9 protein-coding genes are annotated in these 13,747 nt (G+C 65.0%); 4 read left to right on the forward strand and 5 right to left on the reverse strand.

Going from position 1 to position 13,747, the window contains the following annotated elements; translation table 11 throughout:
* Positions 1 to 41: 41 nt before the first annotated feature.
* Both ACCQ06_RS06605 and ACCQ06_RS06610 read right to left on the reverse strand, forming a co-directional pair.
* A complete protein-coding gene (locus ACCQ06_RS06605; protein WP_228325439.1) occupies positions 42 to 2,327 on the reverse strand; it encodes a glycoside hydrolase family 3 N-terminal domain-containing protein in 2,286 nt (761 codons plus the stop codon).
* 184 nt (positions 2,328 to 2,511) lie between these two features.
* Positions 2,512 to 3,585, reverse strand: coding sequence for an NAD(P)-dependent alcohol dehydrogenase (locus ACCQ06_RS06610; RefSeq protein WP_316691403.1), 1,074 nt, complete (start codon positions 3,583 to 3,585; stop codon positions 2,512 to 2,514).
* 132 nt (positions 3,586 to 3,717) lie between these two features.
* Here ACCQ06_RS06610 and ACCQ06_RS06615 point away from each other — a divergent pair, with 132 nt between their 5' ends.
* The gene (locus ACCQ06_RS06615) at positions 3,718 to 4,293 is read left to right on the forward strand and encodes a TetR/AcrR family transcriptional regulator (protein ID WP_228325440.1); all 576 of its coding nucleotides are present in this window, start codon (positions 3,718 to 3,720) and stop codon (positions 4,291 to 4,293) included.
* A 303-nt stretch (positions 4,294 to 4,596) separates the two neighbouring features.
* Here ACCQ06_RS06615 and ACCQ06_RS06620 read toward each other — a convergent pair whose 3' ends face one another.
* The 3 genes from ACCQ06_RS06620 to ACCQ06_RS06630 are packed head-to-tail and all read right to left on the reverse strand — an operon-like array spanning position 4,597 to position 8,527.
* Positions 4,597 to 6,894: a xanthine dehydrogenase family protein molybdopterin-binding subunit gene (locus ACCQ06_RS06620; protein WP_228325441.1), complete on the reverse strand. Its 2,298-nt coding sequence runs from the start codon at positions 6,892 to 6,894 to the stop codon at positions 4,597 to 4,599.
* Positions 6,891 to 7,979: an FAD binding domain-containing protein gene (locus tag ACCQ06_RS06625; protein ID WP_316691405.1), complete on the reverse strand. Its 1,089-nt coding sequence runs from the start codon at positions 7,977 to 7,979 to the stop codon at positions 6,891 to 6,893. The genes ACCQ06_RS06620 and ACCQ06_RS06625 overlap by 4 nt, the downstream gene beginning before the upstream one ends.
* Positions 7,952 to 8,527, reverse strand: coding sequence for a (2Fe-2S)-binding protein (locus tag ACCQ06_RS06630; protein WP_104614188.1), 576 nt, complete (start codon positions 8,525 to 8,527; stop codon positions 7,952 to 7,954). Before ACCQ06_RS06630 ends, ACCQ06_RS06625 begins: the two co-directional genes overlap by 28 nt.
* A gap of 278 nt (positions 8,528 to 8,805) precedes the next feature.
* On the opposite strand from ACCQ06_RS06630, the gene ACCQ06_RS06635 reads away from it, so the two are divergent.
* From ACCQ06_RS06635 to ACCQ06_RS06645, 3 genes are all read left to right on the forward strand, one after another.
* Positions 8,806 to 9,330: an RNA polymerase sigma factor gene (locus ACCQ06_RS06635; protein WP_115512300.1), complete on the forward strand. Its 525-nt coding sequence runs from the start codon at positions 8,806 to 8,808 to the stop codon at positions 9,328 to 9,330.
* A gap of 65 nt (positions 9,331 to 9,395) precedes the next feature.
* The gene (locus ACCQ06_RS06640) at positions 9,396 to 10,460 is read left to right on the forward strand and encodes a FecR family protein (protein ID WP_316692512.1); all 1,065 of its coding nucleotides are present in this window, start codon (positions 9,396 to 9,398) and stop codon (positions 10,458 to 10,460) included.
* Positions 10,461 to 10,801: 341 nt separating this feature from the next.
* Complete coding sequence (locus ACCQ06_RS06645) at positions 10,802 to 13,702, forward strand: TonB-dependent receptor (RefSeq protein WP_316691410.1); 2,901 nt, start codon at positions 10,802 to 10,804, stop codon at positions 13,700 to 13,702.
* The last annotated feature ends 45 nt before the right edge of the window (positions 13,703 to 13,747 follow it).

Below are 13,747 nucleotides of genomic sequence, written 5' to 3' on the forward strand. Positions count from 1 at the left end.
GTCGATGACCCGCGCAGCGACGCGGGTCATCGCAGCATGCATCAGCCCAGCAGTTCAAAACTGGCTGACAGGCCGTCGGCTTCGGCAGATGGCGCAAGCCACACATCGAACAGGCCCGGCTCCACGATCGGGGCCATTGCCTGCCCGACAAACAGCAGATGCGCGCGACGCAGCTCGAACTGCACGGTGACGTTGCCGCCGGCCGGCACCCTGACCTTGCGGAAGTCCTTGAGCTCGCGCACCGGGCGGACAACGCTGGCAGTGCGGTCGCGCAGATAGAGCTGCACCACTTCGTCGGCGTCGCGACTGCCATGGTTGCTGATGCGTGCGCTGATCTGCAGGCTGCCGGTGGCCGTCATCTGCGGCGCGCTCAGCTGCAGATCGGTGTAGGCGATGCGTCCATAGGTCAGGCCATGGCCGAACGGGAACAACGCCGTGTTGGGCACGCCGCGATAGTGCGTGGTGTACGGCTGCAAGCCGTGCGGATCCAGGTTGGGGCGGCCGCTGGGCGGATGCGCGTAGGTGTAGGGTATCTGGCCTGCGGCGTGCGGAAAACTCACCGGCAAGCGGCCAGACGGCGCCTGCACGCCGAACACGATATCGGCAATTGCGTTGCCGGCTTCCGAGCCCAGAAACCAGGTGACCAGGATCGCCGCGCTCTGCAGCGCCGGGCCTTGCAACGCAAGCGCGCGGCCGGTGCTCAGCAGCAACACGACCGGCGTGCCGGTGGCCGCCACTGCCGCCAGCAACTGCTGCTGGACCTGCGGGATGCAGATCTCGGTGCGCGATTGCGCCTCGCCCGAGTAGGTCATGGGTTCACCGATCGCCAGCAGCGCTACGTCGGCACTGCGCGCGGCGGCCACTGCAGCCTGCACGCCGCCGGGGAGCGGGCGGTCGAAGCCGCTGCCGTCCACCACCTGCAGCAACTGCGGGTCCGTCATGGTGCGCGACAGCGCTGCGGCCACGGTGTTGTCGCGATCATCCTGGTCGAACAGGCTCCACGGCCCGGCATGATCGACCCAGTCGCGCGCCATCGGCCCGATCAGCGCGATGCGTTGGCCGCTGCGTCGCAACGGCAACAGCTCGCCGTCGTTCTTCAGCAACACCATCGACTTGTGCGCCGCTTCGCGCGCCAAGGCCATGCTGTCTGCACGGCGCTGACGTGGTTGCGCACGGGCAGGCTGGATGCGCCGGAACGGGTCGTCGAACAATCCCAGTGCCGCCTTGAAGCACAGCACCCGGCGGACCGAGGCATCCAGCTGTTGCATCGAGATCGCGCCGGCGGCCACCAGCGCGGGCAGGTGTTGCAGATACAGGCCGCTTTCCATGCTGATATCCACCCCGGCCAGAAACGCCAGCCGCGCCGCGTCGCGATCGTCGGCGGCAATGCCATGCGCAACCAGCTCCTTGTCGGCAGTGAAGTCGGACACCACCAGCCCGGTGTAGCGCAGGTCCTGCCGCAGCACGGTGCCGAGCAGCCAGGCATTGGCGGTTGCCGGCACGCCCGACAGCGCATTGAACGCAGCCATGGTGGTGACCGCACCGGCCGCGAAGGCGGCCTGAAACGGTGGCAGATACACCTCGCGCAGGGTGCGCTCGGAGATGTCCACGGTGCTGTAGTCCAGTCCTCCCTCGGCTGCACCATAGGCGGCAAAGTGTTTGGGGCAGGCCGCCAGTGCATCGGCATGCGCCAGGCCGGCATCGCCTTGAAACCCCCGCACCCGCGCCTGCGCGAAACGTTGCGCCAGCAGCACGTCTTCGCCCGCGCCCTCCACGCCGCGCCCCCAGCGCGCATCGCGGGCGATGTCCACCATCGGGGCGAAGGTCCAGTCGATCCCCACCGCGCTGGCTTCCATCGCCGCGGCGCGCGCGGTGCGTTGGGCCAGCGCGGGCTCGAAGCTGGCCGCTTCGGCCAAGGGCACCGGAAACACCGTGGTAAAGCCGTGAATCACATCGGCGGCGAAGAACAGCGGAATCTGCAGCCGGCTTTTCAGCGCAGCCTGCTGCAGTTGCTGATGCCAGCGCACGTTGGAGCCGTTGAATACGCCGGTCAAGCGCCCGGCGCGTGCCGCGGCCAGCTGGTTGCGTCCGGCTGCGTCCTTGCGGACGGGGTTGGCGACAATCGCCTTGTCGACCTGTTCTGCGGAACTGAAAAGACTCAGCTGGCCGGCCTTTTCTTCCACGCTCATGCGCGCGATCAGCGCCTCGATAAAGGCCGGGCCATGCGATGGCCCCGGCGGCAGCGCCCACCCGCTCGGAATGCGCGACAGCACTGCGAGCGTGGCCGCACCACGGAGCAACTGACGACGCGTAGTACGCGGATGCATACGGAGCCTTGCTGGGCGGAAGAGACGCTCACGCTACATCAGCGCGATGCCCCACGCGCGGGTCGGGTTCGCAATCGATGTGGGGGCTTCGGAAGAGCATGGCCCGTGCATTGGGCAGACGTGGCAACGCACGCAGGAGTGCCGACGCGCGTAGCGGCCGCGCCGGCACTGCGCGGATATCGGCTTACAAGGCCGATGCCTGCAGATCGATCACAAACCGGTAATGCACATCGTTGTTGTGGACGCGCTCGAATGCGGCGTTGATGTCCTGCAGCTTGATCAATTCGATATCGGCCACGATGCCGTGCTGCTGGCAGAACGCGAGCATGCTGTGGGTGTCGGCGGTGCCGCCGGTGCCGGAGCTGGTGACCTTGCGGCGGCCCATGGCCAGCAACACCGGGCGGAAATCCAGTTGGTCGGGCAGGCCCAGCGTGCACAGCGTGCCGTCGAGATTGAGCGCCTTGAGCATGTCGTTCATGGGGTAGCTGCGCGAGACGGTGTCGAGGATGAAATCGAAGCGGTAGGCCTGTGCCTGCATCTGCGCCGCATCGGTGGAGACCACCACCTCGTGCGCACCCAGGCGGTGCGCTTCGGCGGCTTTCTTGGGCGAGGTAGTGAAGGCGACGACATGCGCGCCCATGGCACGGGCGAACTTGATGCCGAGATGGCCAAGCCCGCCGATGCCGACCACGCCCACGGTGTGGCCGGGGCCGATGCCGTAGCGGTGCAGCGGCGCAAAGCAGGTGATGCCTGCGCAGAGCAATGGCGCGGCGCCGGCCGGGTCCAGGCCGTCGGGCAATGGGTAGACGAAGCGGGCGTCGGACACGTAGTACTCCGAATAGCCGCCGCGCGTGCGGCTGCCGTCCACGCGATCCACGCCATCGAAGGTCAGGGTGGGGAAGGCGTGGCAATACACTTCGTCATGCGCCTGACAGGGCGCGCAGTGCCGGCAGGAATCGACGATGGTGCCGATCATCACGCGCTGGCCCAGCGTAAACCCTTCGACCTCCGCGCCCAGCTCGATCACTTCGCCAACGATTTCATGGCCCGGCACCAGCGGGTATTCGCTGGCCCACTTGTTCACCGAGTGCAGGTCCGAATGGCAGACGCCGCAGAACAGCACCTTGATTGCGACATCGGTGGCGCGTACCGCGCGGCGTTCGAACTGCCACGGCACCATGGCGCCTTCTTTCTCGAGCGCCGCATAGGCGCGGGTGGTGCGGCTGGCGCCGCTGGTGTGCGGATTGGCAGAGGTCATGGTGGTCGCTGTGCTTTACAATTGGCGGAACGTGTAAGATTTACGTATTTACAAATAATGTCAAGTGTAAAGTCATCGAAGAAGGCGGCTATCCCCGCCACAGCGCCTGCCGAAAGCAAGGAGGCGCGTGTCATGGAGACCGCGCTGCAGCTGTTTTTGCGGCATGGCTACCGCAAGGTGAGCATGAGCGACATCGCCCAGGCTGCGCAGATGTCGCGGCCATCGCTGTATGCCGCGTTTCCCAACAAGGAGGCGATCTTTGCCGCGCAGGTGATGCGTCAGCGCGACGTTTGCGCGGCCGCAACCGCGCAACGCGTGCGCGACACGCAGGATCTGCAGACCCAGTTACGGCAGTTGTTCGATATCTGGGTGCTGGAGCCGGTGGCTGCGGTGATCGATTCCGAAAACGGGCTGGATCTGGTTGCCAACTGCGGTGTGTATGCGCCCGACGCGCTGGATGCGCTGTACCAGCAGATGGAAGACACCCTGGTGCAACTGCTGCGCCCGCATGTGCGCGACAACAGCGCGATGTCTGCGGCCGATCTTGCCTACATCCTGCGGCTTGCCACCACCAGCCTCAAGGCATCGGCGGACAACGAAGCGGTGTTGCGCCGTTTGATCGCCGGTCTGATCACCATGGCATTGTCGACGGTGCAGGCGGGCAGTGCGCAGACGCCGGGCAAGAAGAAGGCCGTGCGCGGACGGTGATGCCGGTGGCGTGCAGGTGAGCGGGTTGGTGCGGCGTGTTGATCTGGGGTGGTCATCGCGTTTTGACGTCAGTCGTCAAGCGGCACTGTGTCGCGTGCTCAACGGCGACAGAGGCGTGATGGCGCCTGCCGGATGTCGGCGAGCTGTGCGGTCTGTATCTCGTTGAGTGGTTGAGCCGGGTTAGCTTGTGCTTGCACGGCGCGTTCGCAATCACGCAGCGGGCCCGACATCGTGCGATGTCGAGCCTGTGGGGAGACGCCATCAGCCCTGACTGCGAGATCCTGAGAACCCGCAACAGGTCGCTCAGTCTGCCATCACCTTGTCCGGCGTCATTGGCGTACTGCGGATGCGTTTGCCGGTGGCGTGGAAGATGGCATTGCAGATGGCTGCCGACACACCCACCTGGCCGATCTCGCCGACGCCTTTCGCCCCCAGGCTGCTGACCACGCGGTCGTCTTCGTCGGCAAAGATCACCTCGATGTCGTGAATGTCGGCATTGGCGCAGACGTGATACTGCGCCAGATCGTGATTCATGAAGCGGCCGAAGCGGTGATCTGCCTGGGTATGTTCGTGCAAGGCCTGGCCGATGCCCCACACCACACCGCCGATGATCTGGCTGCGCGCAGTGGTCGGGTTGAGAATGCGCCCCGCAGCAATCGTACTGACCACACGCGTCACCCGCACGCTGCCCAGTTCTTCGTCCACACGCACTTCTACGAACACCGCCCCGTGCGTGGCACGGGTGTATTTGCGCTGTTTGAGCACGTTGGGCAGCAGCAGGAACTTGTCTTCGATCTGCGCCAGCTCGGCTGCATGCAACAGGGCTGGCAATGCAATCGCGCTGCTGGCGTCGGCACGCAATGCAATCGTGCCGTCGGCAAAGACCACATCGTCCAGCGTGACCCGCGCAAAGCGCGAATCGGGCAAGGCCTGGGCCAGGCGCAGCAGGCGCGTGCGCAATTTGCCGCAGACACCGTCCACTGCCGAGCCGATCGTGGCGACATGCGAGGAGCCGCCTTCAATCGGTGCGACAGGCAACGTCGAGTCGCCAAGCTGGAAGCTCACCTGTTCCAGCGGCAGGCCCAGCACTTCGGCAGCGATCATCGCCATCACCGTGTAGGTGCCGGTGCCGATGTCGCTGGCGGCACTGCTCACCACCAGTCGGCCATCGGCGTGCAGCACGGCATGAGCGCGCGCAAACATCTGCATCGCATCCCACTGCCCGGTGGCCATGCCCCAGCCGACCCACTCGCGGCCTTCCTTGCGTGCGCGCGGTTGCGGCGAGCGCTGTGCCCAACCAAAGCGCTCGGCACCTTGCTGGTAGCACTCGCGCAAGGCCTTGCTGGAAAACGGCTTGTCATCGGCTGGATTGACCTCGGCGTAATTCTTCAGCCGCAGCGCCAGCGGATCGATGCCGACCGCGTAGGCCAGCTCGTCCATCGCCACTTCCAGCGCATGCATGCCATGGGTGGCACCGGGCGCGCGCATGTCCATCGGGCTGTACTGATCCAGGCTGACCAGGTTGTAGCCAAGATGCACGTTGTCGCAGGCATACAGCTGCCCGCTCCAGTTGACCACCACCTCGACGTAATCTTCGATGCGAGAGGTCTCGGCGATGGCCTCGTGCCAGATGGCGCGCAAGCGGCCATCGCGGTCGGCACCGAGCTTGAGCCGCTGCACGGTTTCCGGGCGATGGCCGAAGGTAAACATCTGTTGCCGCGTCATCACCACACGCACCGAGCGGTCCAGCATGATCGAGGCCATCACCGCCAGCGCCAGCTGATATTGCGGCCGCAGGCCGGAGCCGAACGCGCCGCCCACATACGGGTTGCGCACAGTGACCTTGCGCTTGCTCAGGCCGAATACATGCGACACGTACCAGCGGCTGTTCTGCGAGCCCTGGGTCTTGTCGTAAATGGTGAAGTGGCCGTCTTCCTCGCGGATGACGGTAGAGGCGAACAACTCCATCGGGTTGTGGTGCTCCACGCCGCTGTAATACTCGGCCTGCACCTGACAGGCGGCATTGACGAAGGCGGTGTCCGGCTCGCCCCTGTCCTTGGGCGGTGGCGAAAAGCCTGCCTTCAACGCCTTGGGTTTGTGCGCACGCTCCAGATTGGTCATCAAGTTGGTTGCGTGCGGCTCCTGGGCGTACTCCACCTGCACCAGATGCGCTGCATGGCGCGCAGCCTCGAACGTATCTGCCACCACCAGTGCCACCGGCTGCCCGCTGTAGCGCACGGTATTGTCGTACAGGGGGCGAAACGGCGAGCCGGCCGGCGCGGTCATGTCCTTGTAGAACAGATCCATGCCACGCATGTGCGGGCGATTGTCGTGGGTGACGATCTCCAGCACACCCGGCACCGCGCGTGCGGCAGCCAGGTCGAAGCCGACAATCGTGCCCTTGGCGATGGTGCTGCTGACCACCACGCCATAGGCCAGATCCGGTACCGGCCATTCAGCGGCATAGCGCGCCTGGCCGGTGACTTTTGCACGCCCATCGATGCGCGGTACACCCGTGCCGGTGGGGCGGAAGCCGGTGCCTTGATCGGCGACCGGCGGCGTCAATTCGCTGTTGGATAGATCGGGGTTGCGTGCGTTCATGGCGATTGCTCCAGCGCACTGGTGCGCCCGCGGTTGTCGGTGGTGCCCTCGCGTGCGACCTCGAGTGCGCGCACGATGGCGCGGCGCGCCATTGGCAGCTTGAAGGCGTTTTCGCCCTGCGCTTGTGCACCTTGCAGCAAGACATCGGCCAGAGCTGCGAACGTGTCTGCGGTCGCTGGCAATCCCACCAGCTGCGCTTCTGCATCGGGATTACGCCACGGCTTATGTGCCACCCCGCCCAGTGCGACACGCACCTCGCCAATGCTGCCGTCGTCGTTCAAATCCAGCGCAGCAGCCACCGACACCAGTGCAAACGCATACGACAGGCGCTCGCGGATTTTCAGATAGGCGCTATGGGCGACAAAGCGCTGCGCGTCGGGCAGATCGATATGCACGATCAACTCGTCCGGCGCCAGCGTGCTGTTCAGTTCCGGATGATCGCCAGGCAACCGATGAAAATCGGCAAAGGCAATGTCGCGTTCGCCTTGCGGGCCTTGCACATGCACCACCGCATTCAGCGCGGCCAATGCCACGCACATATCCGACGGATGCGTGGCGATGCAGTGCGCGCTGGTGCCGAGAATGGCGTTGTACTTGGTCAGCCCGCCAATGGCCGAACACCCGCTGCCCGGTGCACGCTTGTTGCAAGGTGTGGCGTGATCGTAGAAATACAGGCAGCGCGTACGTTGCAACAGGTTGCCGCCGTTGCTGGCCATGTTGCGGATCTGCGGCGACGCGCCCGCCAGGATTGCCGCGCTGAGCAACGGGTAACGCGACTCGACGTCCGGGTGATACGCGGTGTCGGCATTGCGTGCGAGTGCGCCCAGACGCAGGCCGCCCTCCGGCAGCGTGGTAATGCTGTCCAGCGGCAGGCGATTGATGTCGACCAGGCTGCTGGGGCGCATCACTTGCAGCTTCATCAAGTCGGTGAGGTTGGTGCCGCCGGCGATCAGGCGCACGGATGCGTCGGAGGGCACCGGCTGCGGGTCGTTGCCGCGCGATGCGATGGCAGAGAGAGCGGCATCCACGCTGTCTGGGCGCGCGTAGCTGAGCGGGATCATGCCGGCACCGTCCCGGGCGTCCACGGCGTGGCAGCGCTGTCGCTGCTGTCGCTGGGCTTGCCCATCACCTCCATCACCGCATCGGTGATCTGCGGATACGCACCGCACCGGCACAGATTGCCGCTCATCAATTCGCGTACCTGATCGCGGTCGCGCGCCTTGCCTTCATTGAGCAGGCCAACTGCGGAACACAATTGCCCCGGCGTGCAATACCCGCACTGAAACGCATCGTGCGCGATGAAGGCGCGCTGCAGCGGATGCAGCTGCTCGCCATCGGCCAGGCCTTCAACGGTGGTGATCTCGGCGCCGTCCTGCATCACCGCTAACGTCAGGCAGCTGTTGATGCGGCGACCATCGACCAGCACCGTGCATGCGCCGCATTGGCCGTGATCGCAGCCCTTTTTGGTGCCGGTGAGATCGAGCCGATCGCGCAGCAGATCGAGCAGGCTGATCCAGGCCTCCAGTTGCAATTGATAGGGCTGGCCATTGATGCGCAGGTTGACCGGGTAGGTCGGCGCAGCGGTGGCGATTGCCGGCGCCGTGTGATCGGCAGTGGCGGGCGTGGCATTCATGCGAACCCCGTGGCGATGGCTGGAGGGAGCTCACCTTGACGCGCGTAGGGTCAAGGTGCGGTGTAGGGACGGTGTAGATGTAGCGATGCTCGATCGCGCTTGCGCACGTCAACCGCGTTGCTGTGGCGTTCGCTCAGCTGCATTGCGATGGCGTGCAATTGGGCAATCGGTTGCGCAGCGCAGTGGCCCGCTTTGCAGGTGCGTTGCGCGTTGCGCGTCATCGTGGTGTCACCTGAATTGGCCAGGCTAGCCCACCCAGCGCAAGGGGAGCGCGCACGATGAAAGCCAACGCCAGCCGCGCGTGGACCCAGGTGTTCACGCAGCACGGATCTGTGCTGCGCGGTTTCTTTGTGCGCCGCGGTGCCAAGGAAGACGCCGAGGATCTGGTGCAGGAAACCTATCTACGCCTGTTGCGCGCGCAGCAGGACCAGGGCGAGGGCATCGCCAATCCGGAAGCCTATCTGTACACGGTGGCGCTGAATCTTGCGCGCGAGCAGGCGGTGCGCCGCAAGCAGGCGCCGTTGCAGATTGAAGAAATGGAACAGTTTTCGCAATTGCTGGCCGCAGGCGAGGATGTGGAAGACGCCGCGCACCGTCAGCAGCGCCAGCAACGGTTGCAGGCCTTGCTGGCCACCTTGCCCGAGCGCACCTGCGCGGTACTGGTGATGCAGTACCGCGATGGGCTCAGCTACAAGCAGATCGCCGAGCGCATGGGCGTGTCTGCGCATATGGTCAAGAAACATGTGGTACGTGGGTTGTCGGCATGCAGGCAGGCGGTTGCCGATAGCGGGGAAAGCTGGTGAGTACGCGTCTTTGGGCCACCCGCAGGGCTGCCAGCGAGGCCGCGCACTGGCATGCACTGCAACGCATGCAGGCGCTGGACGCGCAGCAGCAAGCCAGCTTCATGCAATGGCTGACCGCATCGCCGCTGCATGTGCGCCAATACATGGCCGTGCTGCGCGTGGCCGGCGAGCTGGGCGATGCCTTGCGTGGCATGCAGCTGGATGTGGATGCCTTGCTCGATGACGATCGCCGCACGCGTGCGGCTGCAGCGTCGCGCAATGTGATCGTGTTGCCGTTGCCGTCGCGATTACCGCAACCGCAACCGCAACCACAACCACAACCACAACCACAACCACAACAGCCTCGACATGCGCCAACGCCGGACCACGCCGATGGTCAGCGCAGTGCGCGTATTCGCGGCTGGAGCCTGGGTTTGGCAGCAGCCGTGTGCGGTGTGGCGGTCTTGACCGGCTGGGCGTGGCCGCGCACGCAGACCTATGCCACCGCGCATGGCGAGCAGCGCCGCGTGCAATTGGCCGATCGCAGCGTGGTGCATCTGAACGCGCTGAGCAGCGTGCGCGCGACCATGACACCGTGGAGTCGTCGCCTGCAATTGCTGCAGGGTCAGGCCAGCTTTGAAGTGGCCCAGGACCGCCGTCGGTTACAGGTGTATGCGGGCCGTTTGCGTGTTGAAGATATCGGCACCACCTTCGATATTGCGTTGTATCGGCAGCAGGCGCGCATCGAAGTCACCGAGGGCCGTGTGCACGTGTGGCGCGATGATCGCAAGCAGCAGCCGATGCTGGCGAACCTGGGCGCCGGGCAGAGCGCACGGATCGACGCTGTGTCCGGCCGGGTCGACGTGTCCAACGAGGATGTCGCCGCGATGCATGCGTGGTGGCAGCGGCGCATCGTATTCCGCGATGCACCGCTGACCACCGTGGCCGAGGATTTCAATCGGCTCAATCGCACCCGCCTGCTCATCGACGATGCCGCCGCCGGCGCGTTGCGGCTCACCGGTAACCTGCGCGGCGGCGATGTCGCATCCCTGCGCGCGTTTCTCGACGACCAACCCAACCTGCGCGTGGTCGCTGCGCCGGGCGTGTTGCGCGTGAGCAGCCGACCAGCGCAGGGCGACGCTGCGCACTGACGACAGCGGCGGGGAGTGGCACCGTCGTTGTCCAGCTGATAGCCCCGAGCCAGGCGCGCCCGGCTGAGCAGCATCGTGTGCATGCCGCGCTCTGACAGCAGCCATGTCCCTTTCAAGACTGGCCAGCCTGCGCACGCGCGCAGATGCAACCGCATCGCTCACTCAGCGTCGTGCGCCTGCGTGCCTGCGTGCCTGCGCGACGCCACCACGCACGTGTCACAGAAAATTCATCAAAAACCGGTGCCCGATCGTCGCTGTCGTCCCTCGTAGTCCGGGTACAACGCAGCATTCCCGCCTGTGCGTGGCGCTGCGCATTGCTTCCTCCCCTACTGGATTCCACGATGCGTCGTACGTTGGTTCTTTCGATTGCTCTCGCGTTGCATGCCGGTACTGCCGGTGCCCAGACCACGCCGGTGGCCGTATCGGTCGATGCGATTCCCGCCCAGCCGTTGGCACGTGCACTCAATGCCTTGTCGCGTCAGACCGGCCTGCAATTCGTGTATGCCGCAGGCGTTGCCGGCAACCCGCAGACCCGTGCTACCACTGCCGGCATCGCGCCGGAGCAGGCCTTGCAGCAATTGCTTGCCGGTACCGGCCTGCGCTACCGCTATCTCAATCCGACCACAGTGACCATCGAAACAGCCCAGGACGCGCCTGGCGCGCAGACGCAGGTGTCCCCGACGTCGGCGGCAGTGGCGAACTTGCCAGTACCACGCGCAGACGCACCGGTGCAGGAGCTGGACAGCATCCAGGTACTTGGCAGTTATGCCGGCAGCCTCAGCGCCGCATTGCGGCAGAAGCGCTATGCCGACAGCGTGGTGGATGTGATTGCGGCAGAGGACATCGGCAAGTTGCCGGCACAAAACGTGGCCGAAGCGTTGCAGCGGGTGCCTGGCGTGTCGATCGTGCGCGACCGCGGCGAAGGCGTGTACGTGCGCGTGCGCGGCCTGGGCCCTAACTTTCAGGTCACCACGCTCAATGGCCAGACCATGGCGGTCAACGAAAACGTGCGCACCTCCGGCCAGACCGGGCGGCAGTTTCGCTACGACACGCTGCCGGCCGAACTGGTATCCGGGTTGGACGTGATCAAGAGCCCCACCGCGGATCTGGATGAAGGCGCCATCGGCGGCATCGTCAATGTGCGCACGTTCCGCCCATTGGAACTGGGCAAGACGCTGGCCAATGTGTCGCTGGAATCGAGCCAGGCGCAACGCACCCATGCCAACGATCCGCGCGTGTCCGGCCTGTTCAACTGGGTCAATGCCGGAGGCACCTTCGGCATGTTGATCTCTGGCGCGTATGCGCAACGCACGCTGCGCCAGGACCGCGTCAACGAGGTGAGCTGGGACTACTACCGCAGCGGTGTGCCGGGCGTACCGGGTGCCAATTACGTGCCGACCGGTCTGCGCCCGACGCTGGAACTGGAAGAGCGCGAACGCACCGGCGTGGCCGCGTCGCTGCAATGGAAGCCCAGCGCGCAATGGGAAACCACGCTGGATCTGCTCTACGCCAAGCAGACCGTGCATTACGACGAATACAGTCTGGGTGTCGGCTTCGACAGCCTTGCCAAGATGAGCAATCTGCACTTGGAAAACGGCGGCATCACCGGCTTCGATTACCGCAATGGCCAGGTGCAGATTTCGCGCGAGACCTCCGGCATCACCGACGACAATCGCAGTGCGCGCCTGTCCAGCACCTGGAGCGGCGACCAATGGACGCTGGGCGCGGTGGCCTTCCACTCGCAGGCGCACAGCTACGATTCGGACCCGATCCGACGCACACGCCTGCGCAGCGGCACCAACTTGTCGATGCGCGTGGACATGCCGCAGGCCGACGGCGATAACGTGCCCGATTGGAGCTTCACCAACGGCTTCGATCCGACCAACCCGGCCACCGTGGCAGGACGTCGGCTGGAATGGCGGCAGATCGATGCGCGCGACAAGGAAGACGCACTGCAGTTCGATGCCAAGCGTACGCTCGACGGCAGCGTCTTCCGCGACATCAAGGTAGGCGCCAAATATCGGGAGCGCTCACGCACCTACGACCGTGCCGACCTGCTGCTCAACAGCATCGCCGGGGTGCGCTTCCCGGCCACCAACTTCACTGCGTTGCCGGTGAGCGACATGCTGGCCGACGCCAACGGCAACCTGCCGCGGCAGTGGCTGGCGCCGGTCGAATCCGCGTTCTGGGGCAATTGGCCCACCAGCGCCGATCTGCGCAATACGCCCAACAGCGCGGATCTGCAGAATTCCTATGAGGTGCAGGAAAAGATCGCTTCGGCCTACGCGATGACCGATTTCGGTACTGACCTGGCCGGCCGCGAGCTGCGCGGCAACCTCGGTGCGCGCGTGGTGCGCACCGAGCAGGCCACCGATGGTCATGCCGACGTCAACGGCACGGCGCAGCCAGTGCATTTCGAGCGCAGCTATACCAACGTGCTGCCGTCGTTCAACGCGGCCTGGGACGTGCGCGATGACATGGTGCTGCGCACTTCCGCAGCGAAGGTGATCACACGCCCGGATCTCACCGACCTGTCGTCCAAACTCACTTTCAATTCCAGTGGCGAAATCCTCACCGCCAGTGGCGGCAATCCCGCGCTGCAGCCGTTCGAAGCATGGCAGTACGACCTGACCTTCGAGTGGTATATCGATGGAACCTCGGCGCTGACCGGGGGGCTGTTCTACAAGGATATTTCCAGCTTCATCCAGACCCAGATGTCCAACCTGGTCTACCAGGGCCAGACCTACCTGCTGTCGTCCAAGACCAACGGCAGCAAGGCGATGGTGCAGGGTGCAGAGGTGGCGTATCAGCAGGTGTTTACCGGCCTGCCGTCGCCGCTGGATGGCCTGGGCATGCAGCTCAACTACACCTGGACCGACAGCAAGGCGACCTATCACGACGGTAGCAGCAGCTTTACCGACAGCCTGGAAGGCGTGGCCAAAAATACCTACAACGCCGTGCTGTTCTACGAGAAAGGCCCGTTGATGGCGCGTGTCAGTTACAGCTGGAGCGACGAGATTCTCAATGCCGTCGGCACCGCCAATGTGGCCACGCTCAACAGCGACAAGTTCGGCAGCCTGGATGCCAACGTGGCTTACAAGGTCAACGACACGCTGTCGGTGTTCGTCAATGCGATCAACCTCACCGGCGAAGTGCAGCGCCAGTTTGTCGGCGATCACCTGTTCGGTGGCTATACCGACTACGGCCGCACTTGGTCGGTGGGCTTGCGCGCGCGTTTTTGAGTGGGGCCAAGGCAAGCCGGTGAGCATGGATGAGTGGGCTAAGGA

This window comes from Xanthomonas sp. NCPPB 4467 (assembly GCF_041475665.2).
Classification (GTDB): Bacteria; Pseudomonadota; Gammaproteobacteria; order Xanthomonadales; family Xanthomonadaceae; genus Xanthomonas; species Xanthomonas dyei.

Bases quoted from the DNA above. Each gene is read 5' to 3' on its own strand.
- ACCQ06_RS06640 (WP_316692512.1), top strand. From the start codon at position 9,396: ATGCAGGCGCTGGACGCGCAGCAGCAAGCCAGCTTCATGCAATGGCTG.
- ACCQ06_RS06645 (WP_316691410.1), top strand. From the start codon at position 10,802: ATGCGTCGTACGTTGGTTCTTTCGATTGCTCTCGCGTTGCATGCCGGT.
- ACCQ06_RS06630 (WP_104614188.1), bottom strand. From the start codon at position 8,527: ATGAATGCCACGCCCGCCACTGCCGATCACACGGCGCCGGCAATCGCC.
- ACCQ06_RS06620 (WP_228325441.1), bottom strand. From the start codon at position 6,894: ATGAACGCACGCAACCCCGATCTATCCAACAGCGAATTGACGCCGCCG.
- ACCQ06_RS06635 (WP_115512300.1), top strand. From the start codon at position 8,806: ATGAAAGCCAACGCCAGCCGCGCGTGGACCCAGGTGTTCACGCAGCAC.
- ACCQ06_RS06610 (WP_316691403.1), bottom strand. From the start codon at position 3,585: ATGACCTCTGCCAATCCGCACACCAGCGGCGCCAGCCGCACCACCCGC.
- ACCQ06_RS06615 (WP_228325440.1), top strand. From the start codon at position 3,718: ATGGAGACCGCGCTGCAGCTGTTTTTGCGGCATGGCTACCGCAAGGTG.
- ACCQ06_RS06605 (WP_228325439.1), bottom strand. From the start codon at position 2,327: ATGCATCCGCGTACTACGCGTCGTCAGTTGCTCCGTGGTGCGGCCACG.